The following is a 26,162-nucleotide window of genomic DNA, read 5'->3' on the forward strand; positions in this document are numbered from 1 at the left end:
CGGCGCTTTTCTCCAGGCGAAAAAAAGCCCCGATGTGCCGGGGCTCGAGGAAAGGTGCGCGGTTGTGCCGCGCACCGGGGAAGCTGGGTCAGGCCAGACTCATCAGTGCCTGACGGCTGAACGGCAGGATGTCGCCTTCGCGGCCTTCGCGCACCTTGAGAGCCCAATCCGGGTCGACCAGCAAGGCGCGGCCCACGGCCACCAGGTCGAACTCCTGCTTGTTCAGGCGCTCCAGCAGATTCTCCAGGCTGGCCGGCTCGGCGACCTTGTCGGTGTTGACCATGAACTGCAGGAACTCGCCGTCCAGGCCGACGCTGCCGACGGTGATGGTCGGCTTGCCGGTCAGTTTGCGCGTCCAGCCGGCCAGGTTCAGTTCGGAGCCGTCGAATTCCGGCTCCCAGAAGCGTCGGGTCGAGCAATGGAAGATGTCCACGCCAGCATCGCTCAGCGGCTTGAGGAAGGCCTCGAGGGCTTCCGGGGTTTCCACCAGGCGTGCGCTGTAATCCTGCTGCTTCCACTGCGAGAAGCGGAAGATGATCGGGAAGTCCGGGCCGACCGCGGCGCGCACCGCCTGAATCAGCTCGATGGCGAAACGCGAGCGCTGGGCCAGGTCACCGCCGTACTCGTCGGTGCGCTGGTTGCTACCGGCCCAGAAGAACTGGTCGACCAGGTAGCCATGGGCGCCGTGAATCTCCACCCCGTCCATGCCGATGCGCTGGGCATCCTTGGCGGCCTGGGCGAAGGCGGCGATGACTTCCCGAATGTCGTCCTGGGTCATGCCGTGGACCACGACCTTGCCGTCCTTGAGCTTCTGGCTCGGGCCATAGCCAGGTACCTCGGCCTCCGGCTCGGTGCCGAGCTTGCGTACGTTGCCCACGTGCCACAGTTGCGGAACAATCTTGCCGCCTTCGGCGTGCACCGCCTCGACCACTTTCTGCCAGCCGGCCAAAGCGTCTTCACCGTAGAAACGCGGCACGTTGGGATAACCATTGGAGGCCTTGTGGCCGACCGTGGTGCCTTCACTGACGATCAGGCCGACACCGGCCGCAGCGCGGCGACGGTAGTACTCGATGACCTTGCTGTTGGGCACGCCACCGGGCGAGAAGGAACGGGTCATCGGCGCCATCACCACGCGGGTCGGCAGCTCCAGCGAACCAAGGTTGAACGGTTGAAACAAGGCTTGTACCGGGGCGTTCATCTTCTCTCCTCTAGCCGCTCGGGGAGCGGCTCTTTGGTTGATTGGCTCTCAGAAATCAGGCGCGCAACAACAGCTGCAAGCGCTGCAGGAAGTCATCCAGTACGCGGGTATTACTCGACACCTTCAGGCGGGTCAGCGCGCCTTGCCAAGCGCTGGCGATGAAGCTCGCCAGGTTGTTGCAGTCCTCTTCGGCAGACAACTCGCCGGCGGCCTGCGCCTGCTCCAGGCAGTGCTGAAGGATGTCCGCCGAGCGCTGCAGGATGGCATCGACCTGAGCACCGATGAGCGGTGACAGCTCAGCCATCTCGAAACTCAGGCTGCCGATAAAGCAGTGATATTCGCGTTTTTCCTGACGGGCGAAATGCTCCACCAGCTCCGCGTAATAACCGAGAATGCGCTCGCGCGGCGTCAACGCCGGGTTACTGAGCGCCTCGGCATAGCGCTGCAAGCGTGGTCCATAGACCGCTTGCAAGGCCTGCTGGGCAAAGTCTTCCTTGCTGGCGAAGTAGTGGTAGAAGGAGCCCTTGGGCACGCCGGCGGCCTGAACGATTTCCTGCACCCCGGCGCCGTGATAACCGCGTCGGGTCATCACCTCGGCGCCTTTGGCGAGGATCAGTTCACGCTTGTCGAGTCGTAGGCGGCTATTCATGCCGGCAAGAATATGACCGGTCGTCTAGCCCAGCCCAGCACTATTGATCGAGGTGATTAAGGCTCAGAAGGCTGGCGCTATGCGGGTAAGCCTGAAAAAAGCGCAGCCGGGGGCGCTGCATGCCCCCAACTTCAAGTGGAGGGGATCAACTCAAGGCTTTTTCGATGGCCTGAATCAGGGCCGGATCATCCGGTGCGGTGCGGGGCGAAAAGCGCGCCAGCACCCGGCCGTCCTGACCGACCAGAAATTTCTCGAAGTTCCAGGTGATGTCGCCTGGGAACTCCGCCCCTTCGCCGGCCAGCAGGCGATACAACGGATGACGTTCAGGGCCGTTGACTTCCAGCTTGCTGCCCAAGGGAAAGCTCACGCCGTAGTTCAGACTGCAAAACTCGCGGATGGCCTCCTCGCTGTCCGGTTCCTGGCCGGCAAACTGGTTGCACGGCAAGCCCAGCACGCTGAAACCTTGTGCCCGGTATTGCTGGTAGAGTTTTTCCAGCCCGGCATATTGCGGCGTCAAACCACACTGTGAGGCGACGTTGACCACCAACAGCACCTGCCCCTTGAAAGGCGCCAGCGGCAGCTCTTGGCCATCCAACCCACGCAGATTCAGGTCGTGAAAGGCACTCATGACTAACTCCTTGAGAATGCAGCAAATTTCACCCAGAGGACAAAAAAGGCGCCTGCCAAGGCGCCTTTCTCTTAACTCAGCTTAGCAGCCGGCAGAACAGTTGAGACGACCATAAGTCGTTTTCGACGCCGACCGGCAGGCTGGTTATCAGTGCTGATGGCCACCTTCGCCATGCACGTGACCATGCGCGACTTCTTCGTCGCTGGCATCACGCACTTCGACGACCTTGACCTTGAAGTTCAGGCGCTGACCGGCCAGCGGATGGTTACCGTCGACGATCACATCGTCGCCTTCCAGCTCGCGGATAGTGACGATCTGCATGCTGCCGTCCGGGCCGGAGGCGTGGAACTGCATGCCCACTTCCAGCTCGTCGACGCCTTCGAACATCGAACGATTGAGGGTCGCGACCAGCTCGGCGCTGTACTCGCCATAGGCATCGGCAGGCTCGACGGAGACGTCCAGCTCATCGCCAGCCTGCTTGCCAACCAGGGCGCTTTCCAGGCCGCCGATGATGTTGCCGGCGCCGTGCAGGTATACCAGCGGGGCGCCGCCAGCAGAACTGTCGATCACCTCACCGGCATCGTTGGTCAGGGTATAGTCGATGGAGACGGCCTTATTGGCGGCGATCAGCATGGGGCGAGACCTTTTGCAAAAGAAAGAAGAACGAGCAAGTCTAACCAAGGCAACGCCCGAAAGCGACCCGAGCGCAGACAGACGGCTGAATAGCACCTGCGTGCGCCTGCTTGATCTTCGTCAGGACGAAGACGGTCATTGGGTGGCAGTCTTGTCCTGTGGTCATACGCAACACCTGCGTCACCAGCCGCCCTGGCAGAGTCGTGCCTGGGTGCTTGACCCACAGCAACGCAGTCAACACCTGGGCCAGCCCTTTAGCTGTGGCTGGTGTAGCGCCGAGGCTGTGGCGTCCCTGAGCGAAACAGACAAGGAAGGGTAAATGCCGTCACGCAATATCCTGGTAATCAACTGCGGCAGTTCGTCGATCAAATTTGCCCTGGTCAACGAAGACCAGGCGCAATTCACCCTCAGCGGGCTGGCCGAACGCCTAGGCAGCCACGATGCGGTGCTGCACTGGCAACGTGGCGGCGAGCAGGACAGCCTGATAATCCCCTATGGCCTTCACCGCGCCGCGCTCGCCCAGTTGCTGCCGCTGGCGCAAGATGCGGCGGGGGGCAAGCTGCACGGTATCGGTCACCGAGTGGTGCATGGCGGCGAGCGTTTCACCAATGCCAGCCGCCTGGACGAAGCCGCCCTACAGGCCATTCGCGCCACTGTCCCTTTGGCGCCGCTGCACAACCCGGCCAACCTGCTGGGCATAGAGGCGGCGACGAACCTGTTTCCCAACGCCCCCCATGTTGCGGTGTTCGATACGGCCTTCCATCAGACCCTACCCGCGCATGCGTTCCGCTATGCACTACCGGAGTCGCTGTATCAGGAGCATGGCGTGCGCCGCTATGGCTTCCACGGCACCAGCCATCGTTTCGTCAGCCAACGCGCCGCAGAAATGGCCGAGCTTCCGATAGATAACAGCAGCTGGCTGGTGGCCCACCTCGGCAACGGCTGCTCGACCTGCGCCATCGTCAACGGCCAGAGTCGTGACACCAGCATGGGCCTGACGCCGCTGGAAGGCCTGGTGATGGGCACCCGCAGTGGCGACGTCGACCCCAACCTGCACGGTCACCTGACTCGCACCCTGGGCTGGAGCCTGGAGCAGATCGACCACATGCTCAATCAGGACAGTGGCCTGCTCGGTTTGTCCGGGCTGTCCAACGACATGCGCAGCCTGGAGCAAGCCCGCGATCAGGGCCATGCCGGCGCATCCCTGGCCATTGAGGTGTTCTGCTACCGCCTGGCAAAATCGCTCGCGGCCATGAGCTGCGCACTGCCGCAGCTGGACGGGCTGATTTTCACCGGCGGTATCGGCGAGAATTCAGCGCTGATTCGCAGCAAGACCGTGGCGCACCTCAAGCTGCTCAACCTGGAGCTGGACAAACAGGCCAACGCGCGCACAATTCGCGGAGCCAGCGGACCCATTCAGGCTCACGACCACCCTCGGGTACTGGTGGTGCCGACCAACGAGGAACGGCAGATCGCTCTGGATACCCTGGCGCTGCTTAACTGATTCAAGCGCCAAAGCCCATCCGCATCAGTCCGGCAGAATAACTGCCACCCCACTCGCCATACTGTCGCCCTCAGCTAGGAAGTCGCATGCATACGTTCTTTATCGCCCCCACCGGATTCGGCGTCGGCCTGACCTCTACCAGCCTGGGCTTGGTCGGCGCTTTGGAGCGGGCCGGACTCAAGGTCGGTTTTTTCAAGCCCATCGCCCAACCCCATCCGGGCGACGAAGGTCCGGAACGCTCCAGCGAATTGATCGCCCGTACCCATGGCCTGGACTCACCCAAACCGCTGAGCCTGGTACATGTCGAACAGATGCTCGGCGATGGCCAACTGGATGACCTGCTCGAAGAAATCATCAGCCTGTATCAACAGGCTGCAGCCGATAAGGATGTGGTCATAGTCGAAGGCATGGTGCCGACCCGGCACACCAGTTATGCGGCGCGGGTCAACCTGCACCTGGCCAAGAGTCTGGACGCCGAAGTGATTCTGGTCTCGGCCCCCGAGCAGGAAAGCCTCAACGAACTGTCCGACCGGGTAGAGATCCTGGCCCAGCTGTTTGGCGGGCCGAAGGACCCGAAACTACTGGGTGTGATCCTCAACAAGGTGCGCAACGAAGGGGGACTTGAGGCCTTCGCCAAGCGCCTGCACGAATTGTCACCGTTGCTCAAGACCGACGACTTCCGCCTGCTCGGCTGCATCCCCTGGCAGGAGGAGTTGAACGCCCCGCGCACCCGCGATATCGCCGACCTGCTCGATGCCCGGGTACTCAACGCCGGCGACTACGAGCAACGTCGGGTGCTGAAAATCGTGCTTTGTGCGCGCGCCGTGGCCAATACCGTGCAATTGCTCAAGCCCGGTACGCTGGTGGTGACACCGGGCGATCGTGACGACATCATCCTCGCCGTGAGCCTGGCCGCAATGAACGGCATGCCCCTGGCAGGCCTGCTGCTGTGCAGCGACTTCGCCCCCGATCCACGAATCATGGAGCTGTGCCGTGGCGCACTGCACAGCGGCCTGCCGGTGCTGACCGTGAGCACTGGCTCCTACGACACCGCAACCAATCTCAGCCAGCTGAACAAGGAGATTCCACTGGATGACAAGGAGCGTGCGGAAAAGGTCGCCGACTTCGTCGCCAGCCATATCGACCACGACTGGTTGCGCGCACGCTGCGGTACCCCAAACGAACCGCACCTGTCCCCGGCGGCGTTCCGCTACCAACTGGTGCAACGGGCCAAGGCCGCAAACAAACGTATCGTCCTCCCGGAAGGCAGCGAGCCGCGCACCGTGCAGGCTGCTGCCCTCTGCCAGGCGCGTGGTATTGCCCGCTGCGTGTTACTGGCCAAGCCGGAAGACGTGCAGGCGGTGGCCCAGGCTCACGGCATCGAACTGCCGGCGGGACTGGAGATTCTCGATCCCGACTTGATCCGCGAGCGCTATGTCGAACCGATGGTGCAACTGCGCAAAGGCAAGGGTCTGAATGCGCCGATGGCCGCCGCGCAACTGGACGACACGGTAGTCCTGGGCACCATGATGCTGGCCCTGGACGAGGTCGACGGCCTGGTCTCCGGCGCCATCCACACCACCGCTAACACGATTCGCCCGGCCCTGCAGCTGATCAAGACCGCACCCGGCTACAAACTGGTGTCATCGGTGTTCTTCATGCTGCTACCGGATCAGGTGGTGGTCTACGGCGATTGCGCAGTCAACCCGGACCCGAATGCCGAGGAGCTGGCAGAAATTGCCGTGCAAAGCGCGGCCTCGGCCAGCGCCTTCGGCATCCCTCCACGGGTGGCGATGCTCAGTTACTCCACCGGCGACTCGAGCAGCGGCGACGACGTGGACAAAGTTCGCGAGGCCACTCGTTTGGCCAAGCAAAGCCACCCGGATCTATTGCTCGACGGCCCCTTGCAATACGACGCTGCGGCGATCACCAGCGTCGCGCGCCAGAAAGCCCCGAACAGCTCGGTAGCCGGCCAGGCCACGGTCTTCATATTTCCCGATCTGAATACTGGCAACACCACCTATAAAGCGGTGCAACGCAGTGCCGACTGCGTCAGCGTCGGCCCTATGCTGCAGGGGCTGCGCAAACCGGTGAACGACCTCTCGCGGGGTGCCTTGGTCGATGACATCGTCTATACGATCGCCCTGACGGCGATTCAGGCGGCGAATTTAGCTGAATAATCCCGCTGATTACCCGCCGAGCATGTTGTGACAGCCAGACTGACAAAAGACTAGAGACACCTTAGCCGCATGGGTTCCAGCAACGGCAAAGGCGCTATTGTGGCTCATGCCGTGTTTCTTCAGCGGGCTTTGCAGTTCTGTTGGCAATCGTTAACATCGGCCCCTACCCAGCCCGCTGCCAAGCAAAAATGCGGGTATTTCCTCCGATCCGAGGCGATCTTGTCGTCTCTTTGCCGAAGGCGTCCGCCCCAATGCTGTCCTTCCTACCTGGCCCTGTACGGGGCACCCTTGCGGCCCTGTTGCTCTTCGCAAATACCCTGATCTGGTGCTGGTTTCTGTTTATCGCCGCACTGGTCAAGCTGTGCTTACCGTTCAAGCCGGTGCGCAAAGTCTGTAACCAGGTACTCAACTGGGTGGCGGAAGCCTGGATCACCTGCAACAGTGGCTGGATGTGGCTGACGCAAAAAACCCAATGGGACCTGCGCGGACGCGAGCAACTCAAGTATGACGGCTGGTACCTGGTGACCAGCAATCATCAGAGCTGGGTCGACATCCTCGCGTTGCAGCACACGCTGAACCGGCGCATGCCGTTTTTCAAGTTCTTCCTCAAGCAGGAGTTAATCTGGGTACCGGTGATTGGCCTGTGCTGGTGGGCGCTGGATTTCCCTTTCATGAAGCGTTACTCAAAAGCCTATCTGGCCAAACATCCAGAGAAGAAGGGACAGGACACTTTGACCACTCGCAAGGCCTGCGAAAAATTCCGCGATGTGCCGGTAGCCGTGTTCAACTTCCTCGAAGGCACTCGATTCACCCAGGCCAAGCATGATCAGCAGAACTCGCCTTTTCGCTACCTGCTCAAGCCCAAAGCCGGCGGCATTGCCTTCGTCCTGGATGCCATGGGCAGCCAGCTCAAGTCCATGGTTAACATCACCATCCACTATCCAGCAGGCAGCCCGAGCTTTTGGGCCTTTCTCTGCGGTGATGTACCCAAGGTGGTGATCCGTTATCAGCTCCAGGACATCCCCCAGGATTTCCTCGGCAAGGATTACCACAACGACGAGGCATACCGCCTGGCGTTCCAGCAATGGATCAATCAGCTCTGGCAAGAAAAGGACGCCACCCTGGCGGAGTTGCATCGGCAATATTCCGCGCGCCCGTAGCTCAACCAGCCCTCCGCTTATGCCTCGGGTGGCTGGCTGAACGGCAGCGGCAACGCTGACCAATCCAATAGTTCGGGAAATTGCTGCGCTTGCGCGGCCGGCAAACCCGGCGCGACCAGGAAGCCCTGCATGATCGCGCACTGGTGGGCAACCAGCCAATCGCGCTGGGCCATGGTCTCGACCCCTTCGGCGATCACCTCCAGCCCCAGATTCCGGCCCAGGTCGATGATGGTGCTGACTACGGCCGCATCACGCGGAGAGTCGAGCATATTGGCAATAAACAAGCGGTCGATCTTCAGCGTGTCCAGCTCGAAATGACGCAGGTAGGCCAAGGATGAATAGCCGGTGCCGAAGTCGTCGATGGCGACCTTCACACCCAGCATGCGCAACTGTCGCAGCTGCTCTTGAGTGGCCTCGACATCCTGCATCAGCGCGCTTTCGGTGACCTCGACCTCCAGTTGCGCCGGGTCCAGGTGAAGTTCCTGTAACACCCTACGCAAGTCATCGACCAACTGCGGCATGCCGAACTGCACGGGGCTGACATTCAGACTGAGCACCAGGTCATCGGCAAAGTGCGAGGTCATGCTGCTGCGTTGCTGGATCCCCTGACGGAAGATCCAACCACCCAGACGGTTGATCAGGCGGGTTTCCTCCAGCAACGGAATGAACACGCTGGGCCCAACCGTACCGGCGACCGGATGTTCCCAGCGTAGCAATCCCTCGAAGCCGCGCAACCGTCCGCTGTCGAGATACACCTGCGGCTGATACACCAAGCGAAAATCATCGTGCTCGATCGCCGTGCGCAAGCCCTCCTCGAGCATCAGCCGGGAACGCGCCCGTCCATTCATTGCCGGTAGAAAAAACCGGTATTGTTGGCGTCCCGCACGTTTGGCCTCATACATGGCCATGTCCGCGGCCCGCAATAATCCGTCGACTGTCTGCCCACACTCGGGAAAGCAGGCGATACCAACACTGGCACCGAGAGTGAAGTCGATCCCGTCCAGGCTATGCCGCACCGAAACCTGTTCGATCAACTTCTCCGCTACTCGCGCCGCGTCTTCGGGGTGCCCCAGCCCGTCGATTAACACGGTAAATTCATCGCCGCCCATGCGCGCCAGCGTGTCGTAGGGCCGCAGGCTGAGTTTCAATTGCTCACCGACCCGGCGCAGCACTTGATCGCCCGCGTCATGACCGAGCGAGTCGTTGATGCGCTTGAAACCGTCCAGATCGAGGTAGAGCACCGCCATGCAGCGACCACTGCGTTTGCTACGTGAGAGTGCCGACTCCATGGCCAGGTAAAAGCCACGCCGGTTGATCAACCCGGTCAAGGCATCGGTGACCGCCAATGATTCCAGTTGGTTATGCAGGTTGCGCACGACCGACATGTCCAGAGCGATGATCACCATGGCCTTCTGCAGTCGTGGTAAAGGTGAGCAGGACAAGGCTACCGGCACACTGTCCCCAGTGCGTGGGCGGAGGCTGGCGTCGTGCAAGCGATAGGTTTCCTGACGTCGCCAGGCCTGGTAGAACTCCGACTCGCCCCAGGCACAAGCGACCTCTGGAGTCAGTAGCCAGGACAACATGGCAGTACCTTCCAGGTCGCTCACAGAGCAATTCAGCATCTGCGCCATCGCAGGGTTGGCAAAACTGATCAGGCCCGTTTCGCCGACCACTACGATGCCCTCAGCGGCATTATCCAGTACCGAGGCATTGAAGGCCCGCGCGCCATCCAACTGCTGGGTCAACTGCAAAAGATCGCTGCGATGACGCTCATGGTCGAGCAGGGAGTAAATCTTCTGACGCAAAACCTGTGGCTCGAAGGGCTTCAGCATGAAGTCCACCGCGCCGGTAGCATAGCCCTCGAGCACAGCATCCTGGGTCTGAGAGATGGCCGACACAAAGATTATCGGCGTGAAACGAGTGCGTGGGTTACCCCGCATCAACCGCGCTACCTCGAAGCCATCCATGTGCGGCATCTGCACATCCAGGAGCACCAATCCAACATTTTCCTCCAGCAAGCATTGCAAGGCGGCCTCACCGGAGCTGACACAACGCAACTGCCAATCTCCCTCGTCAAGCAACGCCTCCATCGCCACGAGATTTTCCTGACGATCATCCACAACGAGCAGAACCTGAGAACTTCGGACCGCTTTAATCTGCGCCTGAGCCATGTACAACTCCTTTGCTCATGAATAACCTTTGCCTACATGAACTCAGCCAGTCAGGGCCGTTCCTCAAGTATTGCAGTGGCGCCGGACGCGCTAAACGGCATCTCGCTGCTACTTAGCCAGCGCAGCAGCGTGCCAAGCAACTCATCACGACTGATCGGCTTGGCCAGATAATCATCGGCGCCGGCAGCGATACATTTGTCGCGATCACCCTTCATCGCATGGGCCGTCAGGGCGATGATCGGGATGTTGCAGTGATGTTCCTGCTTAAGCAGCCGAGTCGCTGTATAGCCGTCCATATTAGGCATGGCCATGTCCATCAAAATCAGGTCGAAAGGCTCTTGCGGGTAACGCTCGATGGCTTCCAGCCCATCCTTGGCCGCAGTGCTCTTGACCCCCATTTCATCGAGCAATGCCGTCAGAGCATAGACATTGCGCACATCGTCATCTACCAACAACACTCGCAGGCCCGTCAGTGGTTGGCTAAGCGGCTGCGTCAATATGTTCCGCTCGGGATCGCTCACGCTGTCGAGGAAGCCCTGCACGGCGAGGTCCAGCTCCTGCATATCCTCACCATGTTTGCGCACCACTACGGCGGAGTATCGTCTGAGCCGCTGCAGAGCCTGTTGGGTCACATCCACACCGGTATTGATCACCACCCGAGTACCATTCAGCGGACGCTGGCGGTCAAGGCTATCCAGCAGTTCGAAGCCATCCTGATCAGGCAGATCGAGATCGATTACCAGAGCCGAGAACTGCCCGGCAGCATAAGCTTTACGCGCCCCCTCGCCGGTGCTGCTGATGGTCACGGCAAACCCTAATTGCTGCAGATGCTCACGGTAATGCTCACGCTCGACCTCGACGTCCTCCACCAGCAGCAGAGTCTGGGCCACAGGCTGGTTGCTGCCCTGCAGTTCGACGAAGACCTGCTCAAGGTCGCTACGGTCGATGGGTTTAACCAGATAATGAGTACCGTCATCATTCCAGCCGACCGGTTGTGGCACACAGGAAATGATGTGCACCGGAGTACTGCGGTGACTGGCCTGGCCACGCAAACGGCGAAACAGCTGCCAGCCACTGATATCAGGAAGCAGGATATCCAGGATCACTGCGCTGAAAGATTCCTCTTCCAGCAGTTTGAGCGCTTGCAAACCCGTGCGGCAGTGCACGCTGGTGAGGCCATGGGCATGCGCCGCCTCGATGATCACCGTTGCAAAGTTGCGGTCATCTTCGACGATTAACACCGCTGGCCCCACGCCGCTTCGTTGCGGCGGCTCAGCATTTTCAGCACCCGCGACCAGAGGCTCTACTCGCACCGGCAGACGCAAGGTGAAGCAGGAGCCTTGCCCAGGCGCGCTTTGCAGACTGACCTCACCGCCCATGGCCAGCACCAACTGCCGGGTGATCGCCAAGCCCAGCCCGGTGCCACCAAAACGCCGGCTGGTGGAGCCGTCGATCTGCTGAAACGCCTGGAATATCTGTTCATGCTGCTCGGCGGCGATGCCGATACCGGTATCGCTCACGCTGAAGAGCAGTTGCACGCACGAGTCATCACCACCGTTTGGCTCGCACGCGACCATCAGGTTCACTTCGCCCTGCTCGGTGAACTTAAACGCATTGGACAACAGGTTACGCAGGATCTGCTGCAGTCTTGCACGGTCTGTATGCACCACCCGCGGCACCTCGACCTGCAGCTCGGAATGCAGGCGCAATCCCTTGAGTTCCGCCATAGGCCGCATACTGGCATCCAGTTCTACCAGCAGTTCCTGAAGACTCAGCGGTTCCTGCTTGAGTTCGATGCGCCCGGACTCGACTTTGGCCAAATCGAGGATGCTGTTGATCAACTGCAGCAGGTCGCTGCCAGCACGATGGACAATATCTGCGTGCTTGACCTGCTTCTCCGTGAGGGTGGCGCCGCTGTTCAGACGCAGCTGATCGCTGAGGATCAGGATGCTGTTGAGCGGGGTGCGCAGTTCATGGGACATGTTGGCCAGAAACTCGGACTTGTAACGGTTGGCCAGGGTCAACTGCTCAGCCTGGTCGCGCAGGCGTTGCTCTGCCGCCTTGCGTTCGCTGATGTCGATAATCACCGCCTGTACCAGCGCTTGCTCGCCACTGCGGATTGGCGAAAGCCCAACCTCCAGGGGAATCCGGTGGCCATCACGGTGCTGGCCGAACAGATCGCGGTTGCTGCCCATGCGCCGCGGTTCGGGGTTCTCCTGATAGCCGCGGCGCAACCCCATATGAACCTCACTCAACTCCTCAGGCAACAGCTTTTCCACCGATTGGCCCAGAAGCTCCTGGCGCGTGAAGCCAAACATCTGCTCAGTCTGCTGGTTGACCATGGCAATCTGCCCAGCCTGGTCAATCAAGACAATCGAGTGGGGTGAGGCCTCGACCACTAGGCGGAAACGCTCTTCGGCACTTTTTCGTGCTCTCAAATCAATCAGGTTGAGTACGTAATTGGCCCCCCTCGAATCGGCCAGTAGGCTCAGACTCAACGTCACTGGCACACTGACTCCACTGTCACTGCGCGCCTCATAATCATTGTCCATCAGCAGGCTATCGCCCTCCTTGGCCAGCTCGCCGAGGTTATCCAGCTTTGGTAGGAAGCGCCGTACTCGCTCACCCACCAGGGCTTCGGCTGGGCACTCAAGCAACTCTGCGGCGCTGCGGTTGGCCATCTCGATGCGTCCATCGGCATTGCATAGCAAAGTCGCAACCGGCAGTTGCTCGATCAGCAGGCGGAAACGTTCTTCGCGTTCGCGCAACTGACGGGTGGCCAACCGACTGGTATCCAGCTCGCGCTCGCGCAGGTAAAGGTAACCGCCGATCAATAGCGCCAACAAACCGCTGGCAATCAGCCCCATCCACAAACTGAAGGTTCTGTTTCGGCTGCCCAAGGTAGATTCGTAAACGGCGGTGCTGCCCACCTCCAGCACCCAGGTTCGTCCGAATAGTGGCAACTCCAGGGTCTGCCGCAGACGCGGTGGCAACGCGGCGGCCGGCCGATCGGCGCTCAGTAGTACGGTGTCCGGGGCGGACAGGTCCTTGATCGCGATATCGAACAGACGGCTCTGCGGCCCCAGGATCCCCGCCATCAAGTCATGGCTGCGAAACGCCCCATAGACGAAGCCAAGCAATGCCTCACGCCGCTCGTCTGCGCTGTTCAACGGCAGACCCGACTGGAACACCGGCAGGTACAACATCACCCCGCCCTGCACATCCGCGTCGGTTTCCTGCTTGAGGGTGAGCGGTGCAGTCAAGGCCGCGGCACCACTACTCAAGGCTTGTTCAATCGCTGTCCGGCGCACGGACTCGCTGAACATGTCATAGCCCAGGGCGCGCCGATTGCGCCAGTCGAGCGGACTGATGTAATCAATCAGCACGTACTCATCACGCGGCCCCGAAGGGAACACACTGTAGTCGCTACGTTGGGCAGACTGGACGCCAGCCAGAAAATCGGCAAGCTGCTCCTGTTTCAGGTAGCGCGACCACCCCAGCGCCTGCATGCCAGGATAGCGATCATGCAACTGCAGCTGATCGACCGCCCGATTCCACTCTTGATACGAGACACTCTCGCTGCCGAGCAGTAGACCGGACATTCCCCGCAACACCATTTCATAGGCACGCATGCGGGTAATCACCCGCTGTCCGACATCTTGCGCCTCGAGCTGAAATCGTTGCTGAACATCCTCTTGATTGCGGGTTTCGAAGCTCTGCCACAGCCAGACGCTGAGTGCGCCGAACCCCAACAATAGCGTCAGGGTGACCCCGAGAGGCAGCCAATTTTTCTGGGAAATAGCGCTAGATCTGTCGTCCATGGGCTTTCCAAGTCATCCATAACGGGCAGCCACATAGCTGCCTCTCCCGAAGGCAAACACAGCCCTCGAAAGCATAATAGTCAGGAATTGGATGACCGGCCTAGTGCCAGCACAGATTTCACAGCTAGCGACCCAACAAACCACAGCGCAACAGGCTTGTTGGGTCGAAAATGGCTTACTGCGGCCGCAAGTTGATCTCGACGCGGCGATTTTGCGCGCGGCCAGCCTCGCTGGCGTTGCTGGCGATCGGCTGGCTCGGGCCTGCACCGTAGGACGAAATCCGCTGCGCCGGTACGCCGTTGCTGGTCAGGTACGACGCGACGCTTTGTGCACGACGGTTCGACAGATTTTGATTGAGCTCCATTGAGCCAGTGCTGTCGGTGTGGCCAACAATGTCGATACCGTTCTTGTCGAACTCCTTGAACACTGTGACCAGGGAGTTCAGGGTCGGATAGAAACCACTGGAGATATCGGACGAGTTACTGGCGAAGGTGATGTTACCCGGCATGATCAGCTTCAGATCATCGCCATTGCGCTGCACCTGTACGCCAGTACCTTGCAAGGTCTGGCGCAGCTTGGCCTCCTGGGTATCGACGTAGTAGCCATACCCACCGCCCGCAGCGCCACCCACTGCCGCACCAATCAGCGCACCTTTGGCGCGATCCTTCTTGCTTGAGGTAGCTGCACCGATAACGGCCCCCGTCACCGCACCAACTCCGCCGTAGATCCCCGCTTTGCCCGCTTCACGCTCGCCGGTGTAGGGATTGTTGGTGCAACCCGCTAGAAGAGTAAGACCGGCCGCTGCAAAAGCCAAATTACGCAATTTATTCATGAATACTTCCCTTGTTTTCTTCGTATTGAGACAGATTTCCGCCAAGGCCTTCGAGCGTTAAGTCTGGGCTTAAGTTCCCCTGTAGTCAGGCCACAAGCTGCGAAATAGGCATGCTCAGGCTCGCACGAAAGGGTTTTCGCGCATTTCCTCACCCAGACTGGTATCCGCCCCATGCCCAGTGACCACCGTGGCATCCTCATCCAGGCAGTACAAGCGTTGCTTGATCGAGCGTTCGATAGTGGCTTGATCACCACCCCACAAATCGGTCCGCCCGATTCCGCGACGAAACAAGGTGTCACCGGCGATCAGCAGCTTAGCCTGAGGAAACCAGAAGCTCATCGAACCAGGCGTGTGCCCCGGCGTATGCAGCGCCACGCCGCAGCCACAATCCAACGCCTGATCGTCGGCCAACCATTGATCAGGAGCCGGCACCGGAGTGTAGGGCACGCCAAACATGCGGCACTGCATTTCCAGGTTGTCCCAGAGGAATTGATCCTCCTTGTGCAGATGTAGAGTCGCGCCGGTCAACTCCTTCATCTGCCCGGAGGCAAGAAAGTGGTCGAGATGGGCATGCGTATGAATGATGCTGACGACGCGCAAGCCGAGGGCCTCAAGGCGCGCCATGATCACCTCGGGATTTCCACCTGGGTCGACCACCATGGCCTTTTTAGTCACGGGGTCGCCGATGATCGTGCAGTTGCACTGCAAAGGCCCGACGGGGAAGGTTTCGCGGATCAGCTCAGGTGAAGCGGCGGTGCTCATCGGTTATTCCTCGGTGCGATAATCGCTGGTTAGCTTACCTGTCCACTTCGTCAGTGCGCGATCTCATTCAAGGGGGATGAGTGGCCGTAATGTGAGGAAACACAGCGCCAAGCGGAGTCAGCAACTTCCTGAATTGCTCGTACCGTTAAGTGGCGAGGCGTGTGCATTGTCTGGTTGGTATCGCCCAAATCAGCCTGGAGGCCGAGAAGGCTGAATTACTCCCCCGTGCAGGCGTGATTCAATGCGATGTGGTGCCTAGCAGGTACTGCCTAAAGCCAGAGTCAAGGCCGGGATTTCCCTGGCCAACGACGGTCGATTCAACTCAGCAACCCCAAGTCCTTGGCTCGCGCTACCGCTTGCGTGCGGCGCCCGACACCCAGCTTACTGTTGATATGCCGAGCGTGGGTTTTCACTGTATGCAGGGAGATAAACAAGTGGTCGCTGACTTCCTGGTTAGAACACCCCTGGGCGATCAACTGCAACACCGCCATCTCCCGCGAACTCAACGCCTCGACCGGGGCACTATGGCTCAGGCTCGGCGACTCGCTCACAGGCCCAGGCAGCACCGCGAGCAAGGCTTCGCGCAGCGGACACTCGGGCCGCAGCAACAGTTGCTCGCGCACCCAGTCAGGCTGATGTTCGAGTAACTCTTCGAATGGCAGCAAACCACCGCCAGCGGCTGCTTGCAGGCTGCTGCCCAACTGCTGCTGCGCCTCACGTTCGCGTCCATTCACCCGTAGCAACAAGGTCAACTGAACCTGGGCAACCACTCCCAACAACTGCCCGCCAGTGGTTTGTGCACGCAGGCTGAGCGCGCGCAAACGACGCTCGGCTTCCGGCAGTTGCCCCTGAATGCGCTCCAATGCAGCGCGTTGCAACTCGATATGCAGCGGTAATTGCGGATGAAATTCCGGCGCCGCAGCAGCCTGCTCGCCGTTGTAAGTCTCGGCCAGGCGTGCCAGCCAGGCGTCTGCCAGTTCGACTTGCCCCTGCATCAGCCACAAGTCGCATTTAACCAGGGTGATGATCGCCAAATAGTAGACCGGCGGCACATCCCAGATATGCATCAGCCGTTCGGCTTCGGCCAGCTGGGCGAAAGCCTCGGCGACTCGCCCACTGCGCCCCTCCAGGCTGGCCAAGACCCCGTAGCCAATCAGCAGGCTGATATCGCGACAAGCACGTGCCTCGGCGATCCCGGCGCGCAAACACACGCGGGCATTCTCAGGCTGCAGGCGCAGCGTCAGCAGAACCCCCTCATACAGGGTCAAGCGCGCCCGCATCGCGTAGTATCGTTGCGGTGGCAACCCACGCAGTCGATCCAGTCCCTGGCGGACCTCATCAAGGGCACGCAAGACCTCACCACGTGCCTGCAACGTACGCGCACGGTCGTAATGCGCCAAGGCCTCAAACAACGGATTCCCAACCCGCTGTGCCAACTCCAAGGCCTCTCGATTGAGGCCCCGCGCGCGCCAGAGGTCACCCTGCACGATGGCCAGGTTCGCCAGGGTCGACAGGCACATCAAGCGTTGGCCATAACGCTCCAGCGGCAGCCCAGCCAACGCTTCAGCACAGTATTGCTGCGCACGCTGGCTCTCCCCGCGACCACGGGCAATCACTCCGCTCACGGCCAACCACTGGGCCAAGAGGGATTGCTGCTGGAGAGCCGAGGGCGCAGGCAGGAAACGGCCCAACTGAGCAGCCAACTCCTCCGCCGCATCCAACTGACAAGCCAACGCCAACGCCCAGCTATACAGCACCACCAGTCGCGGCGTGCTGGCCAGCAGACTGTCCGGCAAGTCCATCTTCCAGCGCAGCAACATGGCGACATTCTGTTCAGCCAGCAACTGTTCCTCGGACAAATTCTGCACCAGATTAGCGGCTACATCCGGCTGACCGGCCAGCAGTGCTTGTTCGATGGCTTCATCCAGCAAGCCTTGGGCGTTGAACCAGCGGCAGGCCCTGAGGTGCAAACTGGCGGACGGTAACTCCAGGCCCGGTGCGGATCGCGCACGCAGCAAATCGGAAAACAAGTGATGGTAGCGGAACCATTGTCCCTGTTCATCGAGCGGGACCAGAAACACCTGGTGCGCCTGCAAGTGAGCGAGAATCGCCGCACTGTCGTGAGCCTCACGTAGCGCATCGCATAGCTCGGCACAAAAGCGCTCCTGGCAGGCGGTCTCATAGAGGAACGCCTGCACCTCTGCCGGCTGACACTCGATCACTTCCTCCAGCAGGTAGTCGCGGATCAGGCCTTCGGCGCCATGCGGTGCATGCGCAAAGCCTTCGGCCCCTCCCGTCTCGGCGGCCGTCAGTAACCACAAACGCAGGCCGGCCACCCAGCCCTCACTGCGTTGCAGCAGGCTGGTCAAGATTTCCGAGGACAACTGCGTGCCCTGGCTCAGCAACAGCTCGCGGGTTTCCTCTGTAGTCAGCCGCAGGTCTTGCTCATGCAGCTCCAACAACTGTCGCGACAGTCGCAGACGTGCCAGGTGCCAGTCTGGACGCTGACGACTGGTCACCAGTAACAGCAAACCGTCTGGCAAGTGATTGAGAAAAAACTGTAAGCAGCGATCCAGTACCGCACCCTGAGCCAGGTGGTAATCGTCGAGCACCAACAACACGGGTTTAGCGGGATCGAGTCGCAGCGCCAGCTCATCGAGCAGACCATCCAGCCACTCTTCGAAAGCGAAAGGCTGATGTCGTTGACGCAACTTCAGCAGGCCAAATGCTTCGGCGCCCAGCCCCGGAAAACACCGCCGCAAACCATTCAACAAGCGCTCCAGAAAACGCCCTGGATCATTGTCGCGAACGCTCAACCCAAGCCACAGGCTCCGCCACTCGTCCGGCAAGCTTTCACAGAACTCGATCGCCAAGGAGCTCTTGCCAAAACCTGCCGGCGCACTCAGCAGCAGCAAACGCCCAGACAAACCAACCGCCAGCTGCTCGCATAAACGCGGTCGTCGCACGTAACCGCTCGGTAGTGGCGGACGAAAAAAGCGCACATCGGTCAGCGGCGCTGTAGGAGCAGAAAAACCATGTAGAAGGGACAGTTCAGTCATCACCCGGATTCTTGGAAGAGTTAGCCAGCAGGGTGTACGAATGAACCGCAGCCTAGCCCCTTAGGCTCGGCATTTGAAGCCCCCGAGGCAGCGCCTTAACAATTCGTTGCAATCACCAAGGACACACTTGCTGCTCTGCCAGAGTTGCTGTGCACGCATAGCCCCACCACCACTCAAATCGCAGACAATAAAAAGCCGGCCCGAAGGCCGGCTTGTATGCACTGAGTGCGAAGTTAGCGCACGCCAGCCTGACGCAGAGCCGCCGGAGTGTAGTCCGAAGAAGCGGCCTTATAGGTGAAATCGTAGGCTTGCTTCTCTTCGTTCTTCATACCCAGTGCCAGATAACGACCGGACAACAGGTCATACAGCGTTTCCACGGTATACCAAGGTACTTTCTTGTCGTAGTAGTACTGAGCATGCGCTTCAGCCACGCGCCACAGCGTACCGCGACCATCGTAGTGATCGACCTCGGCAGCTTGCCAAGTATCCTCATCGAGGTAGAAGTCACGCTTGGCATAGATGTGACGCTCGCCGGACTTCAGGGTTCCGGTCACGTGCCATACCCGGTGCAGCTCGTAACGGGTCAGGTCCTGGTTGATATGGCCGGCCTTGATCACCTCGTCATACTTCAGCTTCGGCGAGTCCAGCTTGTAGGCGTTGTAAGGGATGTAGATCTCCTTCTTGCCATTGAGCTTCCACTCGTAGCGGTCCGGCGAGCCGTTGTACAGGTCGAAGTTGTCAGAGGTACGTAGACCATCGGCCGCAGTACCCGGACCGTCATAGGACACCTGCGGGGCACGGCGCACACGGCGCTGACCGGCGTTGTACAGCCAGGCCAGGCGTGGCTCCTTCACCTGGTTCAGGGTTTCATGCACCAGCAATACGTTACCGGCCAGACGCGACGGCGCGGTGACGCGTTGCTTGAAGTAGAACAGTACGTTGCTTTCCTTGCCCGGCTCGAAGTCGGTCAGGTTGGCGCGGAAGGTGAACTCGTCCTGGAAGTACACCATGCTGTAAGAGCCATTGGCCTGCGGAGTGGCCTGGGTCACCAGGCGCCGTACGCTGCCGCCGCGATAGCGGGTAATGTGGTTCCAGATCGCTTCCAGACCATCCTTAGGAATCGGGAACGGGTTGGCTTGGTCGAAGTTCTGCAGACCGTTGCCACCCTCTACCAGCTTGGTGTTGACCGCGTTGTTCTTGGTCGCGGCCAGGACATTATCCGGCAGAGTGGCCGAACGATGGGTTGGATATACCGGGATCTTGTAGCTGTCCGGATAGCGCTTGAACATCGCCTGCTGACCGGGGGTCAACTTGTCCTTGTACTGATCCATGTTCTGCGCGGTGATGGTGAACAGTGGCTGCTCATTGGCGAACGGGTCCGCCAGGAACCCCGCGCCATCGACGGCGCCTGCGTTGGTCGGCAGGCCGCCGGTCCAGGCCGGGATAGAGCCATCGGCATTACCCGCCATCTCGGCGCCGACTGGCGTCAGGGTAGTTCCCAGCTTGGCAGCTTCATCTGGCGATACTGCCGCCATGACACTGCAAGCCAGCAGTGACAGGGTCAGGGCGCCGGTTTGCAACAGACTCTTTGTTGTTTTCATGGACATAGTCTTCCTCAAAATTCCTGGCCGCTTAGAAGTTCATACCGAAGCTGAGTGCAACGAAGTCGCGGTCGATCGACGTGTTGTACTTGCCACCGAAGAAATCGGTGTAGGACAGGCCAGCGGTGTAGGTGTTCTGGTATTCGGCATCAAGGCCGAGGCTGACAGCTTTGGCGCCTTCATTGAACAAGCCGTTCGGGCCATAGCCATCAACGTCATGCGACCAGGAAACACTAGGACGCAGGTTGATACCGGCAATGGCGCTGTTGTAGTCCCAGATGGCACGGGCACGGTAGCCCCAGGAAGTGCTGGTGACGAAGCCGTCATCTTCGCAGTACTTCGATTGGTTCTCTCTGCTGGCAGTGCCTAGAGTAGAGCCGTTGAGCGTACTGCAAGTATTGATAAAGGCGTTTGGACCAACTTGGGTAGCAGGCAACGGACCAGGACCATATACCGGGTCACGGCCATAACGCAGGTCACGCGAGTTCTCCAAGCCGCCCACATGAACAACCCCAACCTCACCAACCAGAGTCAGGCGGTCAGCCCCCATGACACGGTCAAAGAAGTGGGTAAAGGTGGTCTGGAACTGGGTGATTTCTTTACGGCGATAACCGTTAACTTCGTCACCGGGCTGAGCATCAATTAAGGAAGCATTACCGAACAGACCACCCAGCGGCCCCACACCGGCAAACAGGATATCGGTGGTATTCAACAGCACCGGAGCGTTGGGACGGTAGCTGACCTCACCACTCCACGCGGTGCCAGTAGGCAATGTGGTGGAGAAACTCAACCCGTACAGGCGGATATCTTCAGGGTACTCAAGGAAGTAGCTCGAGTTGCCTGCAACAACCAGCGGCGCGGCGGCGCCCAACGCTCCGGCAACGCCATAAACATCAGCGGCTGGCCCTGCAGCACTGAACGCAGGGGTACGGCTGTGATAGTTCATGAAGTAAGCGCCGAACTCAGTATCCAACTCCTCCGAGAAGTAACGGAACGCCGAGCCCCACTGACCGCTGTCACGCGCATCTCGATCACCCGTACGACGAACCAAGACACCTTCACTATTCTGATCAATCACTAAGTCTGGGCGACCAAACAAACCGACAAGAGCAGCATTAGTGCCTGCCCCGGCAGCCGGATTATTGCTCAAGACCCGCAGATTGTCGGTGCAACCATCGGCGATGATGTCCGGCTGAGCAAAGAAGGTGCCGCAGTTGTCGACAACGGTCTGATCCCACTCCAGCTGATAGAAAAACTCAGCCGACAAATTATCGGTCAGGCTCTGCGACACATAGAACATATTGACCGGGATCAGGCCTTCCTTGATCTCCGCGCCAGGACGACGGAATGCCGAAACATCGACCGGGTTGATTTCATTGATGCTGTTACGGATGAAGGTACTCTCACCCCAGCTCACCACCTGCTTGCCTAGGCGCACGGAACCTGGCTGACCGGCGATGTCATAGTTGTGATAGACGAAGGCATCGAGCAGTTGTGCACCTGAAGCTTGTGCGCCCTCTTTGCGATTGTGATCGTCGATATCCTTGAACAGACGGCTCTCGTCTTTCAGTTCGAAGTCATACCAGTACTTGCCGCGCACGAACACACCGGTATCACCGTACTTCAGTTCGAGGTCATGAATACCCTTGAAAATCTTCGAGAAGGTCTCGCCCTTCTTGAAGTTCTGGCGACTGTCATCGGTGGTCTGCGACAGGCCATCGCCGCCGTTATTGCTACCGATCAGGTCTGGATCCGCCCCGCGCACTGACCAGCTAGCCCCTACGGACAGCGATGAGTCGAACTGACCTTCGATCTCGCCGATATTGAAGGTCACGCCGAACGCCGGAGCGGCGAGAGTGGATGCGAGGCTGACGGCCAGTGGCAGTTTCGCCAGGCGCCAGAACGATTGGTTTCTTGTAGTCATCGACGCTACTCCATGTGCTTTTTTGTTATGTGATGGTGCGGACTATAACCAGCGGGTGGTACTGCTTGATCCCTCGAAAGTGTGATTTGCAGCCCCAGGCACTCTGGCTCACCGGTTTCGGCGGACTAGTCCGATCCGTGACAAGCCAAGAATGGCTGGAAAGCAGCAATTAGCAAGCCAAACGCTTGTTTGACTGAGTAGTCACTTTCGTGAGGTGCTACTGCCGGGGTCTACAGCGTAGATAGAAACGCACTGCCAGCCGCTTGCCACTGGGCGATATCCACGCGAATACGTTTCTTATCCAGCTTGCCGACACTGGTCTTGGGAATTTCCGTAACAAGGGCGATCTGCGTGGGGATGGCCCACTTATTGATGTGACCCTGTTCGACGTAAGGTTTGAGATGCTCCTTGAGCCCCTTGGCATCCAACGTCTGATCAGCATGTAGAACCAACAAAGCAAATGGCCGCTCACCCCACTGCGGATCAACCACGCCCACCACAGCCACTTCGCGCACGGCCGGATGCCGGCTGATCAAGTCCTCGAGCTCCAGCGACGAAATCCACTCGCCGCCGGTCTTGATCACGTCCTTGATGCGGTCGCGAATGTCGATAAATCCCATGCCATCGATGGTGGCCACGTCGCCGGTATGCATCCAGCCATGCGCCCAGAGCTCTTGGCCTTTTTCCGGTTCGCGGAAATAGCCCTGCGTCAGCCAGGGCGCTCGTAACACCAGCTCGCCTTGCGCCTCGCCATTCGCCGGAAGAATCTTGCCGTCGGCATCCATGATCGCCGCCTCGACCAGCGGCACCGGCACACCGGCCTTGATGCGGTAGGTGATGCGTTCATCCTCGCTACCGGCAAGCAGTTCCTCGTTGATGTAGGCACAGGAAATCAGTGGACAGGTTTCCGACATGCCGTAAGCCGCGGTCAGCTGAATGCCGCGCGCTTTGGCGGTGTCGTATAGCGTGCGATTCAGCGCACTGCCGCCGATGATCATCTTCATGCCGCCGAAATCACGACCTTGCGCACTTGGTGTATTCATCAGCATTTGCAGAATGGTCGGCACACAGTGGGAGAACGTGACCTTTTCCTGCTCGATAAGCTGCACCAACAGCTCCGGTTCGTAACGCCCCGGGTACACCTGCTTGATCCCCAACAGGGTCGCGACATAAGGCACACCCCAGGCATGCACGTGGAACATGGGGGTGATCGGCATATACACGTCGTCGCTGCCGAGCAGGCGGATGCTATCCAGGCTCCCCATAGTGGTGGCCATGGACAGGGTGTGCAGCACCAGTTGCCGATGGGTGAAGTAGACACCCTTGGGGTTACCCGTGGTGCCTGTGGTGTAGAAGGTGGTAGCCACCGAATTCTCATCGAAGTCGGCAAAGTCATAGTGTGGGCTAGCCGCTGCCAGCAGTTGCTCATACTCACCAACCAACGCGGGCAAATCCGCGCCCTTCTTCTCCTCATCGGTCAGCAGCAGGGTTTTCTCGACCGTGGTCAGTTGGCTGGCGATGCCGTTATACAGCGGCACGAACTCGCTGTTGACCAGCACGAACTTATCTTCGGCATGGTTCATGGTGTAGAGAATCTGCTCGGGTGACAGGCGGATATTGATGGTGTGCAACACCGCGCCGAGCATGGGAATGGCGAACATGCATTCGAGGTAACGGTGACTGTCCCAGTCCATCACCGCCACGGTGTCGCCCGCCTTGACGCCCGCAGCAGAGAGTACGTTGGCCAATCGCGCCACCCGCTCATTGAAGGTCGCATAGCTGTAGCGCACACGGTCGCGGTAGACGATTTCACGGGTTTTTTCGTAGCGCCCGCCAGACAGCAGCAAGCTCTTGATCAGCAAGGGATATGGGTGGGCGCTGGCCGTGGGCGGGATAATTCGAGTTGGCAACATAAGGGCACCTGTCTGCTGAAATATTGTTTTCCGATGACAACGACTCTAGAGCGCCTGACTGGTCTACAAATCAGTCAAAAGAATGATTTCCAGCGTGACTCTTTAGCCACCTTAAGTCACACGGTAGAATCTGGTGGGTCAGCTGGTCGTGATCAACCATAGATTGAGTCAGAACACTTATAGAGGTAACTGCAATGTCCGATATCGTCATCGTCAGTGGCGCCCGCACCCCGATGGGTGGTTTTCAAGGCAGCCTGGCCAGCGTACCGGCTGTCGAACTGGGCGCTGCCGCCATCCGCGAAGCAGTCAGCCGCGCAGGTATTCAAGGCGCCGAAGTACAGGAAGTCATCATGGGCTGTGTACTGCCTGCCGGCCTCAAGCAAGGCCCGGCGCGCCAGGCGGCATTGAACGCCGGCCTGCCCAGCGCGACCGGCTGCACCACGATCAACAAGCTCTGTGGTTCGGGGATGAAGGCGGTAATGCTGGCTCACGATCTGCTCAAGGCCGGGACTAACTCGATAATGGTCGCCGGCGGCATGGAAAGCATGTCCAACGCCCCCTACATCATCGAAAAAGCCCGCACGGGCCTGCGCATGGGGCACGGCGAAATCAAAGACCACATGTTCCTCGACGGCCTTGAGGATGCCCGTAGCGGCCGTCTGATGGGCTCATTCGCCCAGGACACCGCGGACCACTATGGCATCACCCGCGAAGCCATGGATGCCTATGCCATCGAGTCGCTGAAGCGAGCCCAAGCGGCCATCGCCGCTGGGTCGCTGGCTGCCGAGATCGTTCCGCTCACTATCACCACCCGCAAAGGCGAGGTGCTGGTAAAGGACGACGAGCAGCCGCTGAACGCGAATCTGGAGAAGATCCCCAGTCTGAAACCGGCGTTCCGCAAAGACGGCAGCATCACCGCCGCCAATGCCAGTTCGATCTCCGATGGTGCCTCCGCACTGGTTCTGATGACTGCCGAAGAGGCCAGCAAGCGCGGCCTCAAAGCACTGGCCAAGGTCGTCGGCCATGCCACTCAGAGCCAGGACCCGAGCGAGTTCACCCTCGCCCCGGTTGGCGCCATCAGCAACCTGCTGCAGAAAACCGGCTGGAACAAAAATCAGGTCGACCTGTTCGAAATCAACGAGGCCTTTGCCATGGTCACCATGCTGGCCATGCGCGAACACAACCTCGACCATGCCAAGGTCAACATCTATGGCGGCGCCTGCGCCCAGGGCCACCCCGTCGGCTCGACCGGCTCACGGATCATCCTCACCCTGATCAACGCCCTGCAGAACACCGGGGGCAAACGCGGCATTGCTGCGTTGTGCATCGGCGGCGGAGAAGCCACCGCAGTGGCTATCGAGCTGCTTTAACACTCAGCAAGACTAAAAACCCCCGCCAAGTGCGGGGGTTTTCATTAACGGCGCATGCTCAGCGCAATTCGCTGAATGCCAGCTTGATACCCAGCGCGACCAGCACCCCGCCCATCAGTCGGTCGAACCAGTGGCCGAGCCGGGCAAAGCCGGCGCGCACCCGCTGCTGACTGAACAACAATGCCACCAGACAAAACCACAGCGCCGTAGCCAACGCCAGATACACCCCGTAACCGGCCTGCACCATCAAAGGGGTGTGTGGATCGATCACCACAGTGAACAGTGACAGGAAAAACAGGGTCGCCTTGGGATTCAAACCATTGGTGACAAAGCCGGTGACAAAGGCGGCGCGCGGCGAGCGTGTCCCCTTCGCCAGGCTCAGCTCGGCGCTCGCAGGATCAGCCGGTTTGGCACGCAATGCGCGGATACCGATATACAACAGGTAAGCGGCGGCCAGCCACTTCAGCGCATTGAACAGCACGATAGATTGCGACACGATCAGCCCAATACCGAGCAGCGAATACGCCACATGCACGAAGATGCCGACGCCAACGCCCAGCGCGGTAAACATGCCGGCACGCCGGCCGAAGCCCACACTTTCGCGCACCACGATGGCGAAATCCGGACCGGGGCTGGCCACTGCTAGCAAATGAATCAACGCAACAGTAAAAAACTCTGTCCAGTACACGGGGCCTCCGTGGCATAAAGTGGGTCTGGTAGGCTCGCAACCATACGCCCTCCCCACCCGGCAATGAAA

The 26,162-nt window shown here is 59.8% G+C and carries 18 protein-coding genes; 5 read left to right on the top strand and 13 right to left on the bottom strand.

The annotated features are described in order from the left end of the window. Nucleotides 1-88: 88 nt before the first annotated feature. From TMS3_RS18080 to TMS3_RS18095, 4 genes are all read right to left on the bottom strand, one after another. A complete protein-coding gene (locus TMS3_RS18080; protein WP_025166700.1) occupies nt 89-1,198 on the bottom strand; it encodes an NADH:flavin oxidoreductase in 1,110 nt (369 codons plus the stop codon). A gap of 55 nt (nt 1,199-1,253) precedes the next feature. Then, nucleotides 1,254-1,847 (bottom strand): TetR/AcrR family transcriptional regulator, encoded by a 594-nt coding sequence (locus TMS3_RS18085; protein ID WP_025166701.1) that lies wholly within the window; start codon nt 1,845-1,847, stop codon nt 1,254-1,256. 145 nt (nt 1,848-1,992) lie between these two features. Beyond that, entirely contained in the window at nt 1,993-2,475 is a 483-nt protein-coding gene (locus tag TMS3_RS18090) for a glutathione peroxidase (protein WP_025166702.1), read from the bottom strand. A 147-nt stretch (nt 2,476-2,622) separates the two neighbouring features. Continuing rightward, nucleotides 2,623-3,108, bottom strand: a complete 486-nt coding sequence (locus tag TMS3_RS18095) for an FKBP-type peptidyl-prolyl cis-trans isomerase (RefSeq protein WP_025166703.1) — start codon at nt 3,106-3,108, stop codon at nt 2,623-2,625. On the opposite strand from TMS3_RS18095, the gene TMS3_RS18100 reads away from it, so the two are divergent. The 4 genes from TMS3_RS18100 to TMS3_RS18115 all read left to right on the top strand — a co-directional run bounded on the left by TMS3_RS18100 (nt 3,077) and on the right by TMS3_RS18115 (nt 7,952). Beyond that, nucleotides 3,077-3,427, top strand: a complete 351-nt coding sequence (locus TMS3_RS18100; protein WP_029866492.1) for a DUF3565 domain-containing protein — start codon at nt 3,077-3,079, stop codon at nt 3,425-3,427. The genes TMS3_RS18095 and TMS3_RS18100 overlap by 32 nt on opposite strands. Next, a complete protein-coding gene (locus TMS3_RS18105) occupies nt 3,428-4,612 on the top strand; it encodes an acetate kinase (RefSeq protein ID WP_025166705.1) in 1,185 nt (394 codons plus the stop codon). A gap of 86 nt (nt 4,613-4,698) precedes the next feature. Next, nucleotides 4,699-6,792 (top strand): phosphate acetyltransferase, encoded by a 2,094-nt coding sequence (gene pta, locus TMS3_RS18110; protein ID WP_025166706.1) that lies wholly within the window; start codon nt 4,699-4,701, stop codon nt 6,790-6,792. A 251-nt stretch (nt 6,793-7,043) separates the two neighbouring features. After that, nucleotides 7,044-7,952 carry an acyltransferase gene (locus tag TMS3_RS18115; RefSeq protein ID WP_025166707.1) on the top strand — a complete coding sequence of 303 codons (909 nt, stop codon included), beginning with the start codon at nt 7,044-7,046 and terminating at the stop codon, nt 7,950-7,952. Between the two features lie 17 nt (nt 7,953-7,969). Here TMS3_RS18115 and TMS3_RS18120 read toward each other — a convergent pair whose 3' ends face one another. From TMS3_RS18120 to TMS3_RS18155, 8 genes are all read right to left on the bottom strand, one after another. Then, entirely contained in the window at nt 7,970-10,123 is a 2,154-nt protein-coding gene (locus tag TMS3_RS18120) for a putative bifunctional diguanylate cyclase/phosphodiesterase (protein WP_025166708.1), read from the bottom strand. Nucleotides 10,124-10,173: 50 nt separating this feature from the next. Then, nucleotides 10,174-13,944 (bottom strand): CHASE domain-containing protein, encoded by a 3,771-nt coding sequence (locus tag TMS3_RS18125; RefSeq protein WP_025166709.1) that lies wholly within the window; start codon nt 13,942-13,944, stop codon nt 10,174-10,176. A 175-nt stretch (nt 13,945-14,119) separates the two neighbouring features. Next, nucleotides 14,120-14,776 (bottom strand): OmpA family protein, encoded by a 657-nt coding sequence (locus tag TMS3_RS18130; protein ID WP_025166710.1) that lies wholly within the window; start codon nt 14,774-14,776, stop codon nt 14,120-14,122. Nucleotides 14,777-14,890: 114 nt separating this feature from the next. Next, nucleotides 14,891-15,538, bottom strand: coding sequence for an MBL fold metallo-hydrolase (locus TMS3_RS18135; protein WP_025166711.1), 648 nt, complete (start codon nt 15,536-15,538; stop codon nt 14,891-14,893). A 317-nt stretch (nt 15,539-15,855) separates the two neighbouring features. Then, nucleotides 15,856-18,597, bottom strand: coding sequence for a LuxR C-terminal-related transcriptional regulator (locus TMS3_RS18140; protein ID WP_025166712.1), 2,742 nt, complete (start codon nt 18,595-18,597; stop codon nt 15,856-15,858). Nucleotides 18,598-18,830: 233 nt separating this feature from the next. Continuing rightward, the gene (locus tag TMS3_RS18145) at nt 18,831-20,198 is read right to left on the bottom strand and encodes a DUF1329 domain-containing protein (RefSeq protein WP_025166713.1); all 1,368 of its coding nucleotides are present in this window, start codon (nt 20,196-20,198) and stop codon (nt 18,831-18,833) included. Between the two features lie 31 nt (nt 20,199-20,229). Beyond that, nucleotides 20,230-22,122 (bottom strand): DUF1302 domain-containing protein, encoded by a 1,893-nt coding sequence (locus tag TMS3_RS18150; RefSeq protein ID WP_025166714.1) that lies wholly within the window; start codon nt 22,120-22,122, stop codon nt 20,230-20,232. Nucleotides 22,123-22,352: 230 nt separating this feature from the next. Further along, nucleotides 22,353-24,035, bottom strand: a complete 1,683-nt coding sequence (locus TMS3_RS18155) for a fatty acid--CoA ligase (RefSeq protein ID WP_025166715.1) — start codon at nt 24,033-24,035, stop codon at nt 22,353-22,355. Nucleotides 24,036-24,229: 194 nt separating this feature from the next. Here TMS3_RS18155 and TMS3_RS18160 point away from each other — a divergent pair, with 194 nt between their 5' ends. After that, nucleotides 24,230-25,405 carry an acetyl-CoA C-acyltransferase gene (locus TMS3_RS18160; RefSeq protein WP_025166716.1) on the top strand — a complete coding sequence of 392 codons (1,176 nt, stop codon included), beginning with the start codon at nt 24,230-24,232 and terminating at the stop codon, nt 25,403-25,405. Between the two features lie 58 nt (nt 25,406-25,463). On the opposite strand, the gene TMS3_RS18165 is transcribed toward TMS3_RS18160, so the two are convergent. After that, entirely contained in the window at nt 25,464-26,093 is a 630-nt protein-coding gene (locus tag TMS3_RS18165; RefSeq protein WP_025166717.1) for a LysE family translocator, read from the bottom strand. Nucleotides 26,094-26,162 lie beyond the last annotated feature (69 nt).

Source organism: Pseudomonas taeanensis MS-3, from assembly GCF_000498575.2.
In the GTDB taxonomy this organism is placed as follows: domain Bacteria; phylum Pseudomonadota; class Gammaproteobacteria; order Pseudomonadales; family Pseudomonadaceae; genus Aquipseudomonas; species Aquipseudomonas taeanensis.